Annotated in this window: 16 protein-coding genes; 1 reads left to right on the top strand and 15 read right to left on the bottom strand. The window is 55.1% G+C overall.

Going from position 1 to position 21928, the window contains the following annotated elements:
- Positions 1-4: 4 nt before the first annotated feature.
- From ACFPOF_RS19320 to ACFPOF_RS19295, 6 genes are all read right to left on the bottom strand, one after another.
- Positions 5-2809: a sensor domain-containing phosphodiesterase gene (locus tag ACFPOF_RS19320; protein WP_378135599.1), complete on the bottom strand. Its 2805-nt coding sequence runs from the start codon at positions 2807-2809 to the stop codon at positions 5-7.
- 212 nt (positions 2810-3021) lie between these two features.
- Positions 3022-4782: a cache domain-containing sensor histidine kinase gene (locus tag ACFPOF_RS19315; RefSeq protein ID WP_378135597.1), complete on the bottom strand. Its 1761-nt coding sequence runs from the start codon at positions 4780-4782 to the stop codon at positions 3022-3024.
- The gene (locus ACFPOF_RS19310) at positions 4773-6329 is read right to left on the bottom strand and encodes a helix-turn-helix domain-containing protein (RefSeq protein ID WP_378135595.1); all 1557 of its coding nucleotides are present in this window, start codon (positions 6327-6329) and stop codon (positions 4773-4775) included. Before ACFPOF_RS19310 ends, ACFPOF_RS19315 begins: the two co-directional genes overlap by 10 nt.
- An 80-nt stretch (positions 6330-6409) precedes the next feature.
- The gene (locus tag ACFPOF_RS19305) at positions 6410-8047 is read right to left on the bottom strand and encodes an extracellular solute-binding protein (RefSeq protein WP_378135593.1); all 1638 of its coding nucleotides are present in this window, start codon (positions 8045-8047) and stop codon (positions 6410-6412) included.
- Positions 8048-8208: 161 nt separating this feature from the next.
- Positions 8209-9102: a carbohydrate ABC transporter permease gene (locus ACFPOF_RS19300; protein WP_378135591.1), complete on the bottom strand. Its 894-nt coding sequence runs from the start codon at positions 9100-9102 to the stop codon at positions 8209-8211.
- 40 nt (positions 9103-9142) lie between these two features.
- On the bottom strand, positions 9143-10066 hold the full coding sequence (locus ACFPOF_RS19295; protein ID WP_378135589.1) for an ABC transporter permease: 924 nt from the start codon (positions 10064-10066) through the stop codon (positions 9143-9145).
- 121 nt (positions 10067-10187) lie between these two features.
- Here ACFPOF_RS19295 and ACFPOF_RS19290 point away from each other — a divergent pair, with 121 nt between their 5' ends.
- Positions 10188-10406 (top strand): hypothetical protein, encoded by a 219-nt coding sequence (locus tag ACFPOF_RS19290; RefSeq protein ID WP_378135587.1) that lies wholly within the window; start codon positions 10188-10190, stop codon positions 10404-10406.
- A 110-nt stretch (positions 10407-10516) separates the two neighbouring features.
- Here the strand turns inward: ACFPOF_RS19290 and uraA are convergent, their stop codons facing one another.
- The 9 genes from uraA to ACFPOF_RS19245 all read right to left on the bottom strand — a co-directional run bounded on the left by uraA (position 10517) and on the right by ACFPOF_RS19245 (position 21920).
- Positions 10517-11809 (bottom strand): uracil permease, encoded by a 1293-nt coding sequence (gene uraA / locus ACFPOF_RS19285; RefSeq protein WP_378135585.1) that lies wholly within the window; start codon positions 11807-11809, stop codon positions 10517-10519.
- A gap of 183 nt (positions 11810-11992) precedes the next feature.
- Positions 11993-13069: a rhamnose ABC transporter substrate-binding protein gene (rhaS, locus tag ACFPOF_RS19280; RefSeq protein ID WP_378135583.1), complete on the bottom strand. Its 1077-nt coding sequence runs from the start codon at positions 13067-13069 to the stop codon at positions 11993-11995.
- A gap of 100 nt (positions 13070-13169) precedes the next feature.
- Positions 13170-14159: an ABC transporter permease gene (locus ACFPOF_RS19275; RefSeq protein WP_378135581.1), complete on the bottom strand. Its 990-nt coding sequence runs from the start codon at positions 14157-14159 to the stop codon at positions 13170-13172.
- A gap of 3 nt (positions 14160-14162) precedes the next feature.
- Positions 14163-15200, bottom strand: coding sequence for an ABC transporter permease (locus tag ACFPOF_RS19270; RefSeq protein ID WP_378135579.1), 1038 nt, complete (start codon positions 15198-15200; stop codon positions 14163-14165).
- A complete protein-coding gene (locus ACFPOF_RS19265; protein WP_378135577.1) occupies positions 15197-16732 on the bottom strand; it encodes a sugar ABC transporter ATP-binding protein in 1536 nt (511 codons plus the stop codon). Before ACFPOF_RS19265 ends, ACFPOF_RS19270 begins: the two co-directional genes overlap by 4 nt.
- Before the next feature lie 190 nt (positions 16733-16922).
- Complete coding sequence (locus tag ACFPOF_RS19260) at positions 16923-17294, bottom strand: L-rhamnose mutarotase (RefSeq protein WP_378135575.1); 372 nt, start codon at positions 17292-17294, stop codon at positions 16923-16925.
- Positions 17278-18936, bottom strand: a complete 1659-nt coding sequence (locus ACFPOF_RS19255) for a response regulator transcription factor (protein ID WP_378135573.1) — start codon at positions 18934-18936, stop codon at positions 17278-17280. The genes ACFPOF_RS19260 and ACFPOF_RS19255 overlap by 17 nt, the downstream gene beginning before the upstream one ends.
- Complete coding sequence (locus ACFPOF_RS19250; protein WP_378135571.1) at positions 18905-20764, bottom strand: cache domain-containing sensor histidine kinase; 1860 nt, start codon at positions 20762-20764, stop codon at positions 18905-18907. Before ACFPOF_RS19250 ends, ACFPOF_RS19255 begins: the two co-directional genes overlap by 32 nt.
- Positions 20754-21920, bottom strand: coding sequence for an autoinducer 2 ABC transporter substrate-binding protein (locus tag ACFPOF_RS19245; protein WP_378135569.1), 1167 nt, complete (start codon positions 21918-21920; stop codon positions 20754-20756). The genes ACFPOF_RS19250 and ACFPOF_RS19245 overlap by 11 nt, the downstream gene beginning before the upstream one ends.
- Positions 21921-21928 lie beyond the last annotated feature (8 nt).

Genomic DNA, 21928 nt, shown 5'->3' with positions numbered 1-21928 from the left:
TTTTCTATATCCATCCGCCGTTAATAAGAAATTTCTCCGTTACATCTTCCGCTTTCATTGGCCGGCTAAAGTAATAGCCTTGCATCAGATAACAATTGCGCGCGTTTAGAAACTCGACATGCTGTCTCGTTTCCACGCCTTCGGCAATGACATTGAGATTCAGGTTGTGGGCGAGCGTAATAATCGTGTTCGTAATCGCCTCGCCGTTGTCCTCTTTCGTAATATCCTGCAGGAAAGACTTGTCGATTTTCAACGTGTCGATCGGTAAGCTCTTCAAGTAGCCTAGTGAGGAGTAACCGGTTCCAAAATCGTCGATGGCGATTTTAATGCCTAGCCCTTTCAACTCCTTCATCGTCTTCAGCGTCAATTCTCTGTTCTTAATGATCAGATTTTCAGTGAGTTCCAGATGCAAATATTCAGGGGATAGCCCCACTTCGGCCAACACATTTTTGACCATCTCGAACAAGTTATTCTGCTCGAACTGCCGAGCGGACAGATTAACCGACATGCTGAACGGAGGGTATCCCTGATCTTGCCACTTCTTGAGTTGTTTACATGCCTCTCTCAGAACCCACTCGCCTATAGGAACGATAAGCGCAGTCTCCTCGGCGATCGGAATGAACTGATCCGGCGCGATCATTCCCCGTTTTTGATGATTCCACCTGAGCAACGCTTCGACGCCTACAATTCGTTTAGTCGTATAGTTGATTTGAGGCTGATAGAAGAGCGTAAGCTCTTCCAAAGCAAGCGACTTGTAAAGCTCATTCTCCAGCTTCACGCTCTCGAATGTCCGCGTATCCATGCCTTCGCTGAAGAAATGATAGCTGTTGCCGGAAATTTCTTTCGATTTGTACATCGCAGTATCCGCGTTCTTGATCAGCTTCTCCGTCGTGTCGCCGTTGTCGGGGTACAAGCTGATGCCGACGCTCGCTTTAATAAAAATCTCATTATCCATCAGCTGAAAAGATTCCGTAAACGAATTCACGACAAGCTGAACAACTTGTAGTACTTCATTCTTATCCTTGATATTCGGCAGGAAAATGGTGAATTCGTCCCCTCCTTGCCGCGATACGGTCGCCCCCTTCGGAACGCATTGGCTGAGTCGCTTCGCGACCTCGCGCAGCAGATCGTCGCCGAAGCTGTGTCCGAGGGAGTCGTTAATAAACTTGAATCGATCCAAGTCCAAGTAGAGAACGGCGAGTTTCTCCCCGTTTCTCTGCGCGAAAGCGATCCCTTGATTCAGCCTGTCCTTCAGAAGCACGCGGTTGGGCAGATCGGTCACGCTGTCGAAATACGCGTGGTACTTGATTTCTTCTTCCATCTGCTTTCTTTGCGTAATATCTTTGAACGTTACGACTTCCCCTACGATCTCGTCCCCTTCCCGAATCGCAGAGATGACGAATTCCACCGGGAAGCTGGAATTGTCGCGTCTGTAGAACCGGTTATCCTGATCGTACTCGTCCCTGCTCCAATCCGCAGCTTGCGGGATATGCGCCGTTCCGTCACCATTTCGTCCATTGAAAATAATACTGGACGGCTGTCCGATCAGTTCGCCTCTCCTTTCGTACCCCAACATGGAAGTGCCGGCCGGATTGCAGAACGTAATTTTCCGCTCCAGATCCAGACCGAATATCCCTTCTCCGGCGGAATTCAGAATGAGCTCCTTCTCCCGGCTAAGCTGCTGCAGCTCGGCTACAACTCGCTCAAGCTCCTGATTCTTCTCGGTAATCTCCGAGGTTCTCTCCTCGATAATGATCTCCTGTTTCTCCATGTACAGCAGATTCGACAACGTCGATGCCGTAGCGTCCACAATGGATTGGGCAAATTGAATCGTAGCGATCGAGTAGTTAAGATTGCCGTGTTCGAGATCAACGACGGGGATGACGCCAAGAACCTCGCCCATGGACACGAGAGGAAGCATAAACAACCCTTTGATTCCAAAATCCCGGCACAGATCGTGATTCGGCCGCGCATCCGCGAATACATCCGGGATCAGAACCGCCTTTTTCGTGCGAATGACTTCCTGAAACACGGCATCGTTGCTCTCATCGATCTTGATCCTGCCGTGCGTCTTCATCCAATCTTCTTCCGACCAGTCGCTATCTTTGCTCAGCTTCGCCGGCTTAATTCTGCCTTCGGTAATCGGGTCGAGCAGATGAACGCCAATATTATCGTTGCTCAACACTTTGCCGAGGTAGAAAAAACTACGGTCCAAGCTTTCCTCCAGCGTGGAGCACATCGCCAGATCACGAGTAACATCGAGCAACAACTGCTTCTCGACAAGGAGATTTTCTTTATACGTTAAATTTTTGGCGTTCTGGATCGCGACAGCCGCCATGTTCACGTACGCTTCGACCGTCTGGATCTCCGATTCGGTCAAGTTCATCGGAGTGCCGTAATCGAATAAAAAAACAAGACCGAATAGTTCCTGTTCGTACGAGATCGGCAGAACGAGCAAAGACTTGATCTGAAACCCTTCCACCGCCCGGGGGTCAGGACGTTTATCCCTGGACGTATCGGGGATATAGATCGTTCTTCTCGTATCGATGACTTCTTTCGCAAGCAAGTCCATCTCGGTATCGATGACGTGCATATCCAGCGTCCAGCCGTTAATCACTTGCGGTTTGCCTACGTATCCTCTGAAATTTCCATCCTCTTGAGGCAAATAAATGCCTACGGAATCGCATTGGACGATTTCCTCGGAGATGGCGGCTGTCACATGCTCCAACACTTCGCGCAATTCGAGCTTCGTATTGATTAGTTTCGTAAGATGAGCCAGACGCGAATACCTCATTTGTTCTTTGAACATGGATTAAGACCCCGCTCCCGAAAAATGTGCCCCTATCAAGTTTCCGCTTTTCTTTAAAGAGTCTATATCCTATCAGAATTCTACAATTAATGACAATTTCCTTGTTGGGATGAAAAAAATCAGTTGCCCAATGGACAACTGAAAAGAAATACAGCGATTTGCAGCCAGCTGTAGGCTTATAAGACATTCGCAATCTCCGGAAAGCAGACAGCTCATGCACCGGAACTGCCTCCTTGATCCGTCGGAATGACAATGCGCACCGTCGTCCCGATACCCGGCCGGCTGAACAGGGAGACGCCGTAAGTTTTGCCGTAATGCAGCTTGATCCGCCGGTCGACGTTACGAATGCCGTAACCTTTGCCGTCGGTCGACATGAAGATGCGCTTGATCGTATCTGCGCTCATCCCCACCCCGTCGTCGATAATTCGGAAGACGATGGTGTCGCCTTCTATACCGGCTTCCAGCCGCAAGTAAATACGGTCCCCGAACCAGGCATGCTCCAGCACATTTTCGAGAAAAGGCTGCAAAATCAGCTTAACAGTGCCGTACGCGAAGACGGCCGAATCGATGTTATAGCCGACTTCCATCCTTTTGCCGTATCGGATTTGCTTGATTGCTAGATACGCCCGGGCATGCTCGATCTCCTTCTCGATCGGGATAAACGTCTTGCCATCATTAAGCGTCAATCGGTAAAACTTCGCGAGCTCCATAATCATGGCATGGATTTTCTGATTTTCTCCCATCTTCGCCAAGCGGCTGATCGATGAGAGCGTATTGTATAGAAAATGCGGGTTGATCTGCGCCTGAAGCGCTTCGAATTCGGCTTCCTTCTGCCGGATTTGCGTGAGCAGCACTTCCTCGATCAGCTTCTCCGTGTTCTGGCCCATCTCGTTCAGCGCACCCGCGATGACGGCAAATTCGTCCTTTCCTTTGACCGGCATCCGCTTGCTGAAGTTGCCTTCCCGGAACGAGCCGAGCACGGATACGATGCGTCCGACGCGGCGAGAGAAATATTTGCTGATCAGCACGGCGATCAGCCACAACACGATAAGACCGATCACGATGACGCCAACCGTCAGCTTCCATACTTGTTTCGCATCCTGCTCCAGTATGCCGTTCGGCACAGCCGCGACAATCTCCCAATTCAGTCCGGCTAGCGGTTCGCGAATGACGAGATGTCCGCGGCGGAACGTTTCTTCGCGCTCCTGCTCCGTCCAGGCTGTGCCTTCCCCGGACGCATACACGGTCGCTCCGTCTTCTTTAATGACGAATATCGAAGTGCCGTCGCCGATTTTCGAATAATCGACGCTGTCGAACAAATCGCTCAGCTTCACAGTTAGGCGCATCATGCCGATCTCGGTCAACTTCAGCGGGTCGTACGTATCGACTAGCCGCCGCACGAGCGAAATGTGATTGAAAGCGGCATCGTTCTCGATCTGCTCCCACACCATCGTCTCCCCGTATTGCTCCGGAGGCAGCCCGGAATACCACGGCTTGGACACGATGCGGCTCAAATGATAAAGCTCGTAGATTTTGCCTTTTCTATCGAGGAAATCTTCTTTGTCGTTTTTCTCGTAAAACAGTTCGGGCAGCGTCTCGTTGCGCAAATACACGCTCAGCCAAATGTTGCTGTCGGTCGATTTGATCGTGTTTTGCATTTTCGGAAACAAATATTCCGTCGTTGTCTCGTAGCTGCTCCACCCTTCTTTGTAATTGCGCAGGTGAGCGGCGAGATCGAGGTCCGAATACAGCAGGTTCGTGATCCGGACCGTATCTTTCAGCTTGTAGTTCACGTTGTCGGCGATCTGACGCAAAATGCCTTGCATATTGCTTTCGGAGTGCTCGCGAATCGACTTGAGGAACGTCATGTACGAGAACGCTCCGACCGTAAGCAGCGCGGCCAGAATAACGAAAATGTACGTCGCCATCAACTTGTATCCGACAGGAATGTATTCGCGTCTCGTTACCCGCATTGTTTCCGATACTCCCCCGGGGACACGCCGTAACATTCCTTGAACTGCTTACTGAAGTAGGTCAGATTGCTGTATCCGACACGCTCGGAAATTTCGTAAATTTTGAGATTCGAATGCTGAAGCAAATCGCGCGCCTTCTCAAGTCGGACTTGAATGACGAAGTCAGTGAAACTGCTGCCGGTCTCTTCGCGGAACAGTTGGCCGATATAGTTATGCGAATAGGAAAAATGATTGCCGACATCGCGGAGCGTCAACTGTTCTCCGATCCGCTCCGTCACGTAAGCCATCACTTCCTCGATCAGCTTGCGGTTTTTGCGTTGTTTTCTCGCGTTCAGCAAGTCGGCAATTGTCAGAAACCGCTCCAGAAACCACGTCCGTAAATCTTCGACCGTCTCATAATGATTCAATTCGTCCAGTTGCTCCGCATCGATATCGAGCAGCGCGAATAAATCCGTATTCAGGCCGGCCAAATAATCATCGAGCTTGATCAGCACGCGGGCGACAAAATGGTTCACGGCCAGCTTCGACCCGGATCGCCGCGCGAGGCCGAACAGATCGTCGACTTCCATACGAATCCGTTCCGGCTCATGCCGGGTAATCGCCGTAAATAACGCATCGAGCCGGATGTCGATGCGATGAGCATTCTCCAGCTCCATATGCCGAATGTTGCCGATCTCGATGATCCGGCCTTTGCCTTCGAACCATTTGCACGACAACGCTTTTAACGCTTCCCGGTACGATCGGCCGATGTCGCCAAGCCGCTCGAACGAACCTCCGATACCGACAGTCGCGGTAACAGGAAACGCATGGCCAAGCCCTTCGATCGCCAGCTTCAGCCACGCCGGAGCCTCTTCCAGCACGACGGCAAGCCGATGAGGCGCAATTCGGCATAAGTGAACGCATCCCGCTTCTTTGCTCCGTTCAACCCAATAGCCAATGCTGTCAGATAAACTGCTTCGCTCTTCTTCGGACAACCCCGCAATTTTCCAAGCGATGTCATCGATCTCCACGACGGCGATTCGGCCGTTCAGCATCGGCGGTTCGACGCCTCCCGCTTCGTTCCCGGCGTCGTTCACGTCCGCCGAGCCTTCCAGCGCCTCGAGCAGCCATTGCCGATGCGCCATCGGGGCAAGCTGCATATAAGCGGTTTCCATACGATCACGCTCTTTGGACAAGTTTAACGCATCGACGACCCGCTCCAGCGAACGAGTCAGTTCATCGTCGTCCACAGGCTTGAGCACATAATTCGCCGCATTTAACGTTAGCGCTTCTTTCGCATAGTGGAAGTCCTGTACGCCGCTGACGAATATCGTTTGCATGTTGGGCCATAGCGCAGATGCCTTGCGCGCAAGCTCCAGACCGGTCATATTCGGCATACGGATATCGGTGACGAGAATGTCGATCTGCTCATGCTCCAGCACGCTCATGGCGGCGTATCCGCTGTTTACCGAAGCGGCCACAACGATGCCAAGGCGATCCCACGGAATAAAATGAGTCAAGCCGTACAAATCCAAATCTTCGTCGTCAACAAGCAGCGCACGGTACATCTTGTCCACCCCATCATGTCGGTTCAATGCTGAAAAGCCGGAGTATACTATGCTCAGTATACCCGGCTTGAAGCTTTGCGTCAGTTGCCTTTCAGTTTTTGCAGGTTCGCCTGCCAAATTTTCGCTTTGAACTCCAGCAGTTTGGCGTAGCCTGCAGCTTGTGCGTCCTTCTCCGCTTTGTCGAGAATCGCGTCGACTTCTTCGTCGCTCTTGGCGAACAAAATTTTCGCGCGGGACTGCTCGGTAATCTGCCCGACTTGCTGGGCGATTACGCCTTCTTCGGACTCTTGGATCGGCTCGATGCCGTTGTATTCGGTCGCATCATACGACGTCTTCCAAGCGACTTGCGTCTGGAACACCGTATCCCACGATTGCTTGTCCGCCGGCAGACGAAGCTCGTTCGCTGCCTTGGAGCCGTCAATGTAGCTCGTGTTCCCCGCCCATTGGAACGTATCCCAGATCGCCATATTTTTCGTACGCTCTTCTTTATCTTGGATATACTTATCGGTGTAGATCGGAGCGCCCGTCTCATCTGTGCCTTTCCAATACATACCTTCAGGCCCCCAGAAAATAACCCGCTCCCCTTCAGGGCTCGTCAGCCAGTCGAGGTAAGCGAAAATCCCTTCCGGATTTTTCGCCGACTTCGTAATCAGGCTGACGTTCCAACCGAGCGTATCGTACTGGTTCACCCATACTTTGTTCGGATCGACGCCTTCCTTGTGGATCGGCCAGATGAACTTGTAGCCGCCGGCCGGATTTTTCTGTTTAACCAGTTCGTCCGCATTCGGGACAACGCCAGCCGTATCGTAGGAACCGTACACGGCGACCGTGCCGTTGTTAAGCTTCTCTTTCACCTGATCCCACGTCTGCGTGAGCGCATCCTGGGTAATCAGCTTCTCGCGGAACAGCTTGCTGGAGTACTTCATCGTCTCCCGATAGACAGGGTCCGTAAACAAGGAAGTGAGCTTGTCGCCTTGCGGCACGCCGCGCATCACGAGGTTCTGGATCGGGTGGTCGGCAGCCATGCCCGCATAGAGCATGTCCATGCCGTTGCCCGACAGCCCGGTCTCGAATGGAACGACTTTCGGATACTTCTCTTTCACCTGCTTCAAGTATGCGTACAGATCGTCGAACGTCTCCAGCTTCGGCTCGCCGAGCGCCTTGTAAATCTCGATATTGACGGCATAGCCGCCGTTGCCCATCGGGCGATTCGTGTACCAGTTCGGGAATTGATACAGCTTGCCGTCGCTTGCGCGCAGCATGTTCAACGTCGCTTCTCCCGCGTATTTCTTCAAATTCGGATACTTGTCCAAATAGGCATCAAGCGGAACGACCATGCCCGCTTTCACGAGCTTCTCGACGTCGGGACCGCGATCGAGCCAGATGACGTCCGGCAAATTTTTCGATGCCAGCATCGTGGCGAACTTCTGCGACGAAGCGCCGCTCGAAGGAATGGATTCGACGTCCACTTTCAAGTTGTCTTTGATCCACTTCGTTGCCGGATCTCCGCCCCACGGATTCATCGTATACCAGTCGTAGTTGCCGTAGAAAGAGAAAGATAATGGCGTCTTGCCGAATTCGAACGAGCTTGCTTGGCCGCTGCCCGCCGCCGAAGCTGCAGGTGCTTTGTCGTTATTGCCTCCGCCGCACCCCGCGAGAGCCAACAGCATGGCTGCACTTAGCACAACAGGCAATACTAGCGTTTTTCTCTTTTTCATCGATGATAATGCCCCTTTCAGCCTTGTGTTCATTATATCGTCAGAACCTGTCGGTTCTCACTTCGAAGTTGCGCTTGCGCAGATTGCTTCGTCTAGGGTGTGTCTGCATACTCCGATGGGAGCAGATGTTAGATGCCCCTGAGTGGGTTTGCAGACACGCCCTAGCCTTTGATCGATCCGATCAGGACGCCCTTCGTAAAATACTTCTGCACGAACGGGTACACCGCCAGAATCGGCACGGTCGCCACCATCATCGTCGCCATCGTCAGCGACTTCGTCGTCACCGACTGTACCGCCGCTCTGGCGTTCTGCGCCGCCGCGTTCGTCTGCATCATCTGCTCGGACATAATGTTGGAATTCAGAATGCGCTGCAGCACCGTCTGAATCGGGAGCAGCTTCTCGTTCATAATGTAGATGACCGGCGAGAACCATTCGTTCCAGTGCCAGACGGCCGCGAACAGCGACAGCGTCGCAATGACCGGACCGGACACCGGGATGACGATTCGCAGAAACGTACCCCAGTAGCCGCAGCCGTCTATTTTCGCCGATTCCTCGAGGCCTTCGGGCAATTCCAGGAAAAAGGTGCGGAAAACGATCATGTTCCAGACGCTGATGATGTTTGGAATGATCATGACCCAGAACGTATCCATCAAGCCGAGTGACCGAATCACCATAAATGTAGGGATCAACCCGCCGCCGAAATACATCGTAATGACGCAGATCAGCATGTACGTTTTGCGTCCGAGCAGTTCCTTCTTCGTCATGCCGTAAGCGAATACCGCCGTGCAAAATATCGCCGTAGCTGTGCCGATCACCGTCCGAAGCACGGAGATGACAAAACTCGTTACAAGCCGTTTGTCATGAAACACGATCTCGTAATTAGCGAGCGTGAACGCCCTAGGCCAGAACGTAATGCCGCCGAGCGCCGTGTCCATTCCCTTGTTGAAGGAAATGACCGCCGAATTCCAGAATGGATACAGCATGACGAAGGACATTAGCCCTAACAAAATATAAATCGTACCGGCCATCCACCGTTCCGACATCGAAAGTCTCATCGTCTCACTCTCCGTATGTTCATTTTCAGGGAAGCGATCGTTACCATAAGCTCTGTCCCGATCTTCTCGCCCATCTGTTCGCAAGGAAGAGCAAGGCGATGCTAATGATCGACTTGAACAAGCCGACCGCCGTACCGTAAGAGTATCGATAGGAACCGATGCCGACTCGATACGCGTACGTGTCGATTACGTCCGAGATGTCCAGCAGGATCGGGTTTTTGGCTAGCAGCAAGATGTCCTCGAAACCCGCGTTCAGCAAATCCCCGATCGATAGAATCGAGAACAAGATGATGACCGGCTTAATCGCGGGCAGCGTCACCCGATAAATTTGCTTGAACCTGCTCGCTCCGTCGATCGAAGCCGCTTCGTATACTTCCGGGTTGACGCCGACAATGGCGGCCAAGTAGACGATCGAGCCGAATCCGATTTCCTTCCAGACGTTCGTCGTTACAAGTATCGCCCAGAAGTAATGCGGGATCGACAGGAAGTTAATCGGCTCGTCGACCTGCCCGAGCTTCTGCAGCAGCATGTTCAAACTTCCGTTGTCGGTTGCAAGAATCGATCCGACGAATCCCGATACGATAACCCATGATAGAAAATGCGGCAAATAGCTGATCGTCTGCACGACTCGTTTGTACGCCGCATGCCTGATCTCGTTGAGCAAGAGCGCCAGGAAGATCGGGGCGGGAAAACCGATAAGAAGCTTGAGTGCGCTAATAACGACAGTGTTGCGCATAATATTCCAGAACTCGGGCGAGTGGAAAAACAGCTCGAAATGCTTGAAGCCGACCCACGGGCTCGCCGTGAATCCTTGGAAGATGTCATAATCCTGAAACGCCATCAGCACCCCGTACATCGGAAAATAGCTGAAAACGATAATAAACAGCACTGCGGGGAACACCATCAGTTGCAAGTCCCATTGCTTCGCAAGGCGGACCCATCGACTTGTCGTGCGGACTGGCATGCCGGTTCACTTCCTTTCTCCTTGCTTCTATCTTACAGAGGAGGGCATGGGGCCAACTACCGCACTGAGAAACGAAAAGTTATACTTTGGATGGGGATTCGATAAAAACGAGAAAACTCTCGTGACCATTCAGTCTCCAATTGAGGAGATCGCGGTCCTTGTTGCGCGGTACTTGTCGCGTAGTACTTGTCCCTCTCTTACGATGAAAAACATCATAACGGCAGCTAATCTCGCCCTTTCCGCTCGCGGTGCGATGAAAAACATCGCAACAACGGCGAATCTAGCCAATTTCGCCGATTTCGACGTCTCTTGCGATGAAAAACATCGTAACGGCGGCTGAACTCGCCATTTCCCCTAGCGGTGCGATGAAAAACATCGCAACAGCAAACCAAAAGAGGCGAAACCGTACGCGGTGTACGGTTTCGCCTCTTTTTCGCGCATTTCATTGCTTCAGTGCGCCGTTTTCTCGTCGTCGTTCGACAGTCCCGTTACCTCGAACAGCTTGAACAGCAGGCTGAGCACGATGGCGACGATGGTTGCGAGTGCCATGCCGGAAATCGAGAAGTTGCCGATTTTGATCGCGACGCCCGACAACCCGGTCACGAGAACGACGGTCGTCAAGAACATGTTCGTCGGCTTGCTGTAGTCGACCTTCGATTCGACGAGCATGCGCAAACCGGATGCCGCGATGACGCCGAACAAGAGCAGCGAAACGCCTCCCATGACCGGCTGCGGGATGCCCGAGACGAGCGCGGAAAACTTGCCGATGAAGCTCAAGACGATCGCGAAGACGGCCGCGCCGCCGATGACGAACGTCGAGTATACGCGCGTGATCGCGAGAACGCCGATGTTTTCGCCGTAGGTCGTGTTCGGCGTGGAGCCGACGAAGCCGGACAGCATCGTCGACAAGCCGTTGCCGAGAAGCGAGCGGCTGAGGCCCGGATCCTTGGACAAGTCTTTGCCCACGATATTGCCCGTTACGATCAAGTGCCCGACGTGTTCGACGATGACGACGAGCGCCGCGGGTAAAATGGTTAGGATGGCAGTCAATTCGAAGGAAGGAGTCGTGAACGTCGGCGCGTCGAACCACGAGCTCGCCTTCACGTCCGCGAATTTCGTCATGCCGAATAGCCATGCGATGACGTAGCCGGACGCGATCCCTATCAGCACCGGAATGATGCGCGCGAAGCCCCGGAACAGCACGGAACCGAGAACGGTAATCAGGGCGGTCGCGGTCGAGACGAAAATCGTATTGAAATCGGGGTGCCATTCCGGCTTGCCGTCGGAGATCCAACCCGACATCCGCGCGGCGACCGGGATAAGTTCAAGCCCGATAACGGCGACGATCGCGCCCATCGCGGCCGGCGGGAAAATGACGTGAATCCAGTTCGTTCCGGCTTTCTGGATGACCAGAGCAACGACCGTGAACACGAGTCCGGCGACGATAAAACCGCCGAGCGCAGCCGAGTAGCCCGCGTCGGGAGCGGCATGTTCGGTAATGACAGCGGTCGCCGGGCCGATGAAAGCAAAGCTGGAGCCGAGATACGCAGGGATTTTGCCTTTCGTGATCAGAATATAAAGCAGCGTGCCGATTCCGTTCATGAGCAAGCAGATCGAAGGATCTACGCCCAGTAAAGACGGCACGAGCACCGTCGAGCCGAACATCGCGAACAAATGCTGTAAGCTAAGCATCGTACTCTTGCCAAGCGGCGGTCTTTCATGAACTCCGATTTCGCGTCGCATCGTAATGATGACTCTCCTCTTATGTTGGATAAATGAATATGCGTCGTTTGTTAATATGCCACAATCGACATCGTTAGACAAGAGAAATCGAGCAATCGCTTACACGCCCTCACAGCAGAAAAAGCCGTTCCTTAGATCTGGACAGATCTTCGGAACGGCTCCCTTTTCTATCCGGTCAGCCGATTAATAGACGGCTTTCCACTCCGCGATGTTGGAAGCGTCGAATTTGAACGGATCGCCGAGCATGATCTGCGTGCCTTCTCCGTCCGCGATGACTTCTTTCTCGCCGAGCGTGCCGGCCGTGACTTTGTCGCCGACTTTGCCGGTGATCGTGCCTTTCACGAGAGCATCGGCAGCGTAGCCGGACAGGTAACCGACGTCAAGCGGATTCCACAGGTACATCCACGGGCATACGCCGCTTTCGATGTACTCGGCCATTTCGCTCGGCAAGCCGAGACCCGTCAACTGCACTTTGCCTTTGAGGCCTTTGTCCGTCAATACTTTGCCCGCAGCCGCGATGCCTACGGTCGTCGGAGCGATAATGCCCTTCAGGTTCGGATACGATTTCAGCAACGCTTCCGTTTCGGATACGCTCTTGTCGCGAAGATCGTCGCCGTAGGCCACTTTCACCAATTTCACGTTCGCGTACTTCGGATCTTCGAGCTCTTTTTTCATCCATTCGATCCACAGGTTTTGATTCGTCGCTTGGGAAGTCGCGCTCAGGATCGCGATTTCGCCGGAGCCGCCGATCATTTCCGTTACGCCTTGGATCAGCGTGCGGCCGATGCGCTCGGGATCCGCTTGGTTTACATGCACGAGACGGCTTTGCGCGTTAACCGCGGAGTCGAGGGACAACACTTTGATTCCGGCTTTCATCGCTTTTTCCAGCGCCGGCTGCAGCGCATCCGGATCGTTCGCGACGATCGCGAGCGCGTCGACCTTCTGGGAGATCAGCTCTTCGATCATGGCGATTTGCGCTTCCGCCGTCGGTTGGTCCGGCGCTTTCAAGATCGCCTCGTAACCGAGCTCTTCGACCGCTTTCTTGTAGCCTTCCATTTCCTTCTCGCCGTATGGGTTGCCGGTATTTTTGAAAATAATGGCGAATTTCTTCTTCGCGCCGTTATCGGCGGAAGGCGAAGCGGCGTTGCTCGCTTGCGGGCTTGCGGAGCTTCCGTTTTTGTTGCTGTCGTTGCTGCCGCACGCGGCGAGAACGGTCATCAGCATGACGACGGCAAGGCAAGTAACCAGAAACTTTTTCAATTTCTTTTCCTCCCTTAATTGACCCTTGATTTGTAATGAACTGCATTAAAGCAATATACAAAACGGCAAGGCAACCGTGATGTAACGATAATAGGACGGGTTAAGCCTTTCGCTTGAAAGCGAACCGGCCTTTCAGCTGCGGGATGGCGACCGAGACGATCAGCAAGCCGCCGATGATGATGAGCATCATTTGCGCCGATACGTTGACGAGGCCGAGACCGTAGCGCAGAAACCCGATCAAGAACACCGCGAGAATCGCGCCGAGCATCCGGCCTTTGCCGCCGGCCGTGCTGATGCCTCCGAGTACGACCATCGTGATCACTTCCAGCTCGTAGCCGGTCGCGATATTCGGTCGAGTGCTGCCCATCCGCGACGTCAGGAATAGCGCCGTCACCGCGGACATGAACCCGGCGAGCGTGAACACGACGATTTTGATCCGGTCCACGCGAACGCCGGAGTATCGGGCCGCGGTCGGGTTGTTCCCGATCGCATATACCCTTCTGCCGAACGGCGTCTTGTGAAGCAAGAACCAGAAGCCGATCGCGAAAACGGCGAAAGCGATCAGAATGAAAGGAATCGTTCCGACGTAATCCCAGCCGAGGAACTTGAACCAGCTCGGGAACTTGCCGACCGATTGATCTTTCAGCAAAATGTAGGCGATGCCCCGGTAGATCGTCATCGTCGCCAGCGTCACGATAACCGCCGACAGCTCCTTGTACCTGACGATGAGCATGCCGTTGATCCAACCGCATAACGTTCCGACGGCCAAGCTGATCGCCATCGCTAGCGGCATCGGCACCCCGTGGTTGTACAGGTCGCCCATTACGACCGATGACAACGCGACGATCGAGGCGACGGAAATGTCGATGTCGCCCATCATGATGATGAATACCATCGGCAGCACGATGAACGCTTTGTCGAGGAAACCCATCGTGGCATCGCGCAGGTTATCGTAATCGAGAAAATACTCGGACAAATTGGCGTTCATGACGAACACGGAGACGATCAGGGCGACGAGCAGCCATTCCCATTGGAGGATAAAGCTCTTGGCCGAAAACTCTTTTTTGTTCGTTAGCACTCTCTGTTCCATGGCTTAGATTTTCCTCCTCATCAGGTTATTGCGGTCGATGCCCCGCTTCACGAGCGCGTTGACCAGCACAGCGATGAGAATGATCGCGCCTTGAATGAACATCTGCCAGAACGCGGACACGTTGATCATCGGCAGCGCGTTGTTCAGAATGCCGAGCAGAATCGAGCCGAGCAGGATGCCGGAAATTTTACCGACGCCGCCCGCGATGCTGACGCCGCCAAGCACGCAGGCCGCGATGACGCTCATCTCGTAGCCGGAGGCCGTATCCCCTTGCGCAGAAGCGAACTTCGATACCCACAGCACGCCCGCGAGTCCGGCCAAGCCCCCCATGATCGTGTATACGAGCATCAGGATTCGGCCCGTGCGAATGCCGCTTACCTCCGCCGAATCCGGATTGCTTCCGATCGCGTAGATGCGGCGGCCGGTTCGCGTATGGCTGACGAAATAATAAGCGACGATATAGATGACGATAGCGATCAATATCAAATTGTTGATGCCGAGGAAGGAGCCGGTCGCGATGCCCTTGAAGCTTGCCGGCATCTGGTGCGCACTGACCCATTTCCCTCCGCTCGCCTCGAACGTAAATCCGCGAAACACGTTCATGATGCCGAGCGTGGCGATGATCGGCAGGATTTTCATCCACGATACGAGAAAGCCGATGACGAGTCCGCACCCGATGCCGATGCCGACGCCGACGAGCACGGCGGCAACGGGATGAAGGCCCGGATTATGCTTGACGGTGAGCGCGGCGACCATGCCGGCGAACGCGAGCGTCGCGCCGATGGATAAGTCGATTCCCCGCGTAATGATAACGAGCATCATGCCGACGGCCAGAATGCTTAGAATGGCCGTGTTCGTGGCGATGTCGGTCAAGTTTTCCCACGTCAGGAAGCTATGATTGCGAATTTGCACGCCGACCGCAAGGATGACGATGAACGCCAACAAACCCAATTCTCTGAATTTCGCGATAAAGGCGCTCATGGAACGCCCGCCGTTAACTACTTGTTCGGCCTGTTTAACCGATTGCGCATGAGCGCTCATGCTCTCGCCCCCCTTGCCGCGTGGTCGCGCGTTCCCGAGTCGTCCATGGACGCCTGCAGGATCGCTTCTTGCGTCAGGCCCTTGCGGTCGAGCGTCGCCGTAATCCGGCCTTCGCGCATGACCGCGACCCGATCGCACATGCCGATGATTTCCGGCATCTCGGAAGAGACGAGAATGATGCCGTAGCCCGCGACCGCAAGATCGCTGATCATTTCGTAGATCGCCGATTTCGCTCCGACGTCGACGCCTTTCGTCGGTTCGTCGAGAATGAGCACGTCAAGTTCGGCGGTCAGCAGCTTCGCGAACACGACCTTCTGCTGGTTGCCGCCGGACAACGAGCTGACAAGATCGAACACGCTCTTCGCCTTAACGCTGACCTTCTCCGCGAGCCGCTTGGCGATATCGAGCTCCTTACGAGTGTTGATCGCGCCGCTCTTGGCGTACTTCTCGAGCGTCGGCAGCGTGATGTTGCGGCCGATGCTCCATTGCAGCACGAGCCCTTGCTTCTGCCGGTCCTCCGGCAAGTAACCGATGCCGTGCCGCAGCGCTTCGCGCGGCCCTCGCACTTTCAGCTCCTTGCCTTTATAGATCACTTTGCCCTTGTCGAACTTCTCGACGCCGACGAGCGTCTGGCACACTTCCGTCCGTCCCGCGCCGACGAGACCGGTCAGGCCGAGAATCTCGCCTCTTCTCAACGTAAAGCCGACATCGCCGAAGTAACCGGTTTTGCCGAGCCCTTCGACGCGCAGCAGTTCCTCGCCGATCCGCGCTTCCTTCTTCGGAAACAGCTGCGAGATTTCGCGTCCGACCATCGCGACGATCAGATCGTTGTTCGAAATCTCGTTCACGTTCCATGTGCCGATATATTTCGAATCTCTGAATACCGTGACCATACTCGCCAGCCGGTACATATCTTCGAATCGGTGGGAGATGAAAATGATCGACGCCCCGTTATCCCGCAGCCGTTCCGAGATCCGGTACAGCTCTTCGCTCTCGTTTTTCGTAAGCGCCGCCGTCGGTTCGTCCATGATGATGATTTTCGCGTCCACGGACAGCGCCTTCGCGATTTCCACGATTTGCTGCTCGGCGACGCTCAGCGCGCCCATCAGCGTCTTAGGACTGAAGCTTGCTCCCAGCTCCTTGAGCAGTTTCCCCGCCTCTTGATGCATTTCGCTCCACTTGATGCGTCCCGTGCCTCGTTGCACTTTCTCGTGACCCATGAAAATATTTTCCGTGACCGTCAGGTCCGGGTAATTGGTAACGTGCTGATAGATCGCCGCGATGCCCGCTTTCTGCGCGTCCGTCGGGTGCGTGAAGTCGACCTTCCGGCCGTTCAGGAACATTTCGCCCTCTTCGGGAGCGTGAACGCCGGTAATGACCTTGATGAAGGTCGATTTCCCAGCTCCGTTCTCGCCCATCAAGGCATGGATCTCTCCGCGCTTCAGCTTGAAGTAAACGTCGTCAAGCGCCTTGACGCCGGGAAATATTTTCGTAATGCCCTTCAGCTCGAGCACGTATTCGGATTCCGCCATCTCCGCTCTCCTCCCTGTCTATCTCTTAAATATCCAAAACCGATAAATTAAAGATACAGGCGAACGGGCGACGTCAATAGGCGACAGCTTTCGGGTAGGGGGGAGAACTTTCGGACATTGCGAAAAAAGAGGCAGCCCTCCGGGTTCTATTAGAACCGTGGAAGACTGCCTCTTGGACATAAAACGCGAATCACTTTAAGTAAAACACTTCCCGCATCGGCTTGATCGGCTCCGCCTCCGAGAAATCGAACGAGCCCTCGACCATCTTCGAGGTGATCTCGTTCCACCGCTTGCACTCATCGCTTTCGTCAATATAGCGGAACGCGGCTTCGATGTCGTCGCACTCGAAGCAATAGAAGAATTGGTTGCCGTTCTGGAAAATCGAGTAGTTGCGGATGCCGGCGCGACGATGCTCCTCCATAATGTCCGGCCACGGATCCAAATGCATCGCCACGTACTCCTCCAGGCACTCTTCCTTGACCCTCCACGTCCAAGCGAACTTATTGCTCATGTTGCCAGACGCGTTCGCACCGACCGCATTGCTCTCATTGCTCGTTTCCACTGCCGTCACCGCCTCCATGTAATCTTTCCCGATACTTCGACGGGGTGAGTCCCGTCCATTGCTTGAACAGCCTGCCGAAATATTTGACGTCCTGGTATCCGACCTTAACCGAAACCTCCTGCAGCTTCGGCTTGGGATCCGCGAGCAGTTCCTTCGCCCGCTCCATGCGTTGACGGGTCAAGTAATCGAGCACCGTCTCCCCGGTTTGCAGCTTGAACACTTCGCTGAAGTACGTCGGGTTCATGAAGACGCGGTCGGCGATTTTCTTGATCGTGACCTCTTGCTCGAGATGCTCCTTGATCCAAGTTTTCGCCAGCTCGACCGGCTTTATGTTGCCGCTCTCGCGCGAGCGGACGATATGGCCGACGACCGCGTCCGTCGCTTGCTTCACGCGCATCTTGAGCTCGTTCAGGTTTGCCGCTTTTCCGACCCGCGCCAGTTCCTCTTCGATCGGCGCGGCGTCCGAAATGCCCGGCGCACTCTCAAGTCCCGCGGAGTGGACGAGCACGAGCGCATTTTGCACCGCCGATTGCAGGAACGCCGGCGAGTCGGACTTCTCGAGCAGCTCGAACAACGACTTCACTTGCTCGTCCGCCAGCTCCGCGTTTCCTTGCTCGACCGCGCGCTTCAGCTTCTGTCCGACGGCCGACAGCTCCTTGCCCGCGATTCCCGGACCGGCCTCCGGCGCGAAAGTCGGACCGAAAGTCCGATTGCCTCCGTACAGAAAACGGTAGTTCATCAGCCCGATCGCCCGGCGCTTCGCCTCCGGAAGCAAATACAAGTCCTCGATCGGCTCTCCGTAAGAGACCGATACGGTAAACGGGGTGAACCGCCCGATGGCGGATCGGATTCGCTCGGCCATCCGGCCCGCCTCCGCCTCCCAATCTTCCTCGCCTTCCGTATCTTCGGCCGGCCGGTACAGCAGCGCCCAGAAGTCCGATTCGCCGCCGCGCCAGCTCCATCCCTGCCTGCCGGACGCCGCGTAATCGCCGATCAGCTCGCCCAATATATTCTCAAGCGCGTAATAATACGCTTTCCAGTCGTTCGGCTTGTAGCTTCGCGATTTTACCGGCATCGTATCGATGCGCGCGTCGAGCAGCGTGTACGACCCCTTCGGAAATTCGTCCACCCAGTAGCCGAGCGCGCTCGTATCGATATCCATCGAAGCGATGTAACTGAGCGTCTGAGTCTGCTTCGTCTGCACGAGCTTTTTCTCGCCGCGCTCCATCTCGCCTTTTTTGTGCCTTTGGTAGCGTCCGCTGTCGATCGTTTGGGCGATTTCCGCCATGCGCTGACGGAATTGCTCGCGATCGACGGGCTTGAGCAAGTAGTCGAGCGCCCCTTCGCGCAGCGCGGTTTGCAAGTAAGCGAAATCGTCGTAGCCGCTGATGAGAAGCGGATAGAAAGAATAGCGCTTCTTCGCCTCCTTAATCAAGGTCAGTCCGTCCATCTCGGGCATCTTCACGTCCGTGATCAGCAGGTCGACGTCGCCATCGGCCTCCTCGAACAACGCGAGCGCCTCCAAGCCGTCGCTCGCGGTCGCGACGACTTCCCATTCCTCGCCGCAGCTCAGGACGAGCCGCTCGATGCCGCGCCGGATACGGGCTTCGTCATCCACGATCAGCGTTTTTATTTTCTGCATGGGGCAGCTCCTCTCCCCGGATTTTCGGTATGCGAATGGTCACTTCGGTTCCTTTGTCCACGATGCTGTGCAGCTGCAAGCCGTAATCGGTGCCATGCATCATGACGATGCGGGCGTTTACGTTGATCAGCCCGAAATGGGAATCCCGTCCCTCGAAGCTGATTTTCTTGAGCGATTGCTCGAGCTCCTCCAACCGATCCGGAGCGATGCCCGGACCGTTGTCGCGGACGCGCAGCACGACGTCGCGCTTGCCGGATCTCGCGCCGAATTCCTCCGTGACCGCGATATGCAGATCGAGCGCCTTGCGCGTCTCGAGACCGTACTTGATCGCGTTCTCGACGATCGGTTGCAGGATAAATTTCGGCGTGTAAAAAGTCTGCAAGTCCCGGTCATCCATCATCTGCGCGATATCGAAATGCACGCGATCCTCGAAGCGGAACTTCTGGATCGTCAAATAATCCTTCACGTGCTGCACTTCTTCCGCGATCGTCACCGATTTCGATTGGCTGGATACGGAGAAACGCAGCATGCGCCCGAGCAGCGTGACCATGTCGACGACCTGCCCGGTATCTCCTTCCTCGACCGCCATGCCGATCGTCTCCAGCGTATTGTACATGAAGTGCGGATTGATTTGCGATTGCAGCGCGTACAGCTCGGCTTCCTTCTGCCGGATCTCGATCTGATAGTTTTTCTCGATCAGCTCCCGGATCGTCGCGATCATCGAGTTGAAGCTTCGGGCGAGCGTGCCGACCTCGTCGCCGCTCTGTACCTTGAGGTCGACCTGGAAATCTCCCCTCTCGACCGTCTTCATGAGCCCGCTAAGCTTCTTAAGCGGACGGGTCATATTATACGCAATGACGACCGCGATGAGAGACGCGGCGATCACGATCGCGACGAAGACGAAAACGGTCACGTTGCGGACGAGATCGGCCCGCTGCGTCAAGTCGCGAAGCGGAATGCTGTGTACGAGTATCCAGCCAAGCTTGTCCGTCTGGTTGGCGCTGACGAGCTTCGCCGGCTCCCCGTCGACCTTTTTGCGGAAGCTGCCGTTCAGAACGGGATAACGGCTTCGATCCGGATCGACCGTACCGATGAGCGCCCGGTTCGTATGGTAGACGATTCGACCGGACGGCTCCATGACCCAAAGGTCGGCACGCTCGTTCGTCTCGAAATTGCGCACGATGTCCCCGATGAACGTCAGATCGACGGCGATCAGCATCGTGCCGAGCGTCCTGCGGTTATCGTTATCATTGATCGGTTTGCGAATGAACACGTGCGGAATATCGCTGTCGAGGTGCAGCTTCAAGTCGGCGGGAAGGAGGATGCCGGACGAAGCTTGATCCTCTTTCTCTCCGCCAAGGGCGTATTCCTTGATCGTCTCCGCCCAACCCGATTCCTTGAAACCCGCCTTCGAGCTGTAGAAGACGCGATCGTTCGACAGGACGAAAACGCCGAACACGTCGGCGTTCCTGCCGTTCGTATACGTCCGGGCCAAATAGCTGTTCATGTTGTATTGGTCCTTGTTCAGATCAGACCTTCTTGCGTACGACTCGCGCCTAAGGATGCTCAAAATGTTTTCCGAGTTAAAAAGCATTTCCGGGAGCGTCGTCAGTTCCTTGATGTGTTTCTCGATGTCGGCGTTCGCCTGGTACAGGAACTTGGGCATGTATTCGCCGATTTGCTCCTCGACCGAGCGGGCATATTGGGTGTAAGACAAGTAGACGAGCAGCGCCATCGGCAAGACGGTCAGCAAAATATACGTGACGATCAGCTTGTACACGAGCGGGTAGTTGCGGAATTTCAATCCGCGCCATTTTCTAAAAATCATACTGATCCACGTTGTCCGGCGTAAAATCGAGAGGCTCGCCCATAATGACCATATCCCCGTTCACCCTAATGTTCCCGACGCCTTCCACTTCATCGCCGTCCGCCGGCAGCTTGCCGTTCAAATAATCGCTCGCGAGCACGATCGTGAGGAAGCCGAGCTTCTTCGGACTCCACAGCGTGGAGATTTGCGCCGACCCGTCGTGGAGGAAAGGCCGCATCAGGTTCGGATTGGACAGACCGACGACCTTCACCTTGCCCGACTTGCCCGCTTCCCGCACCGCCTTCGCCGCTCCCGGCGGGCCGACCGACGAATTGCCGAGAATGCCGTCGAGATCCGGATAGTCCGCAAGCAGCCGTTTGGCGACTTCGTGCGCCGTCTGGAGATCGTCGTCCGTCGCGACCGTCGCCACGAGGTTCAAGTCCGGATAATACTCCTTCTGCTGGATATGGATCCATTTCAGCCATTCGTTCAGGTTGGCCGCGGCAAAAGAACCCGTCATGATCGCGTAGTTGCCCTTCTCCCCGACGGCGAGCGCCAGCGTATCGAGCAAATGCCTCCCGAGCACTTCGGGGTCGACCATGTTCACGAAAAACTGCCTGCCCTGCGGCTCCGTATCCGCATCCCAAGTGATGACTTTGATGCCTTTGTTCTTCGCCTCGCGAAGCACCGGCACGAGCTTGACGGGGTCGTTGGCCGAAATCGCGATCAGGTCGACCTTGTCCGCGATCAGTTTCTCCACCGCGGCGATCTGAAGGTCGGCGTCCGCCGTTTTCGAACCGGCGACGATGACGTTGGCGCCGAGGCTTCGCCCGGCTTCCAGCGCCCCCTCGGCCGCATACTTGAAATAATCGTTGAGCTCCGTGCCCTTCGGCACGAAAGCGATTTTGTACGGCTTGAGCGGGCCGGCCGTCGGTTGCGGCTGTCCGGGAGAGCCGGCAGGACCCGGAGCTTTCGTTTCTTTCTCCAGCGAATAAATGAGTTCGAACTGCTTATCCGATGCGGAGCCGCATGACGCCGCAAGCAACGCGAACGCAAGCAGCATAGCGATCGCCGCGACGGCGGCGATACGCGACCGGCGACGCGCGGCGGTCGGCGCCGAGGCCGGACCGGTATTGGATGGTGCGGATGATGCGGATGGTGCGGATGCTCGGTACACGCGACTCC

It is taken from the genome of Cohnella soli (genome assembly GCF_042655525.1).
Taxonomy (GTDB): Bacteria; Bacillota; Bacilli; order Paenibacillales; family Paenibacillaceae; genus Cohnella; species Cohnella soli.
The sequence above is the reverse complement of the archived record's forward strand: the minus strand, read 5'-3'. Positions and strand labels throughout refer to the sequence as shown.

Excerpts from the sequence above, each read along its gene's own strand:
- ACFPOF_RS19320 (WP_378135599.1), bottom strand. The coding sequence starts at position 2,809 with ATGTTCAAAGAACAAATGAGGTATTCGCGTCTGGCTCATCTTACGAAA.
- ACFPOF_RS19315 (WP_378135597.1), bottom strand. The coding sequence starts at position 4,782 with ATGCGGGTAACGAGACGCGAATACATTCCTGTCGGATACAAGTTGATG.
- ACFPOF_RS19310 (WP_378135595.1), bottom strand. The coding sequence starts at position 6,329 with ATGTACCGTGCGCTGCTTGTTGACGACGAAGATTTGGATTTGTACGGC.
- ACFPOF_RS19305 (WP_378135593.1), bottom strand. The coding sequence starts at position 8,047 with ATGAAAAAGAGAAAAACGCTAGTATTGCCTGTTGTGCTAAGTGCAGCC.
- ACFPOF_RS19300 (WP_378135591.1), bottom strand. The coding sequence starts at position 9,102 with ATGAGACTTTCGATGTCGGAACGGTGGATGGCCGGTACGATTTATATT.
- ACFPOF_RS19295 (WP_378135589.1), bottom strand. The coding sequence starts at position 10,066 with ATGCCAGTCCGCACGACAAGTCGATGGGTCCGCCTTGCGAAGCAATGG.
- uraA (WP_378135585.1), bottom strand. The coding sequence starts at position 11,809 with ATGCGACGCGAAATCGGAGTTCATGAAAGACCGCCGCTTGGCAAGAGT.
- ACFPOF_RS19275 (WP_378135581.1), bottom strand. The coding sequence starts at position 14,159 with ATGGAACAGAGAGTGCTAACGAACAAAAAAGAGTTTTCGGCCAAGAGC.
- ACFPOF_RS19270 (WP_378135579.1), bottom strand. The coding sequence starts at position 15,200 with ATGAGCGCTCATGCGCAATCGGTTAAACAGGCCGAACAAGTAGTTAAC.
- ACFPOF_RS19265 (WP_378135577.1), bottom strand. The coding sequence starts at position 16,732 with ATGGCGGAATCCGAATACGTGCTCGAGCTGAAGGGCATTACGAAAATA.
- ACFPOF_RS19255 (WP_378135573.1), bottom strand. The coding sequence starts at position 18,936 with ATGCAGAAAATAAAAACGCTGATCGTGGATGACGAAGCCCGTATCCGG.
- ACFPOF_RS19250 (WP_378135571.1), bottom strand. The coding sequence starts at position 20,764 with ATGATTTTTAGAAAATGGCGCGGATTGAAATTCCGCAACTACCCGCTC.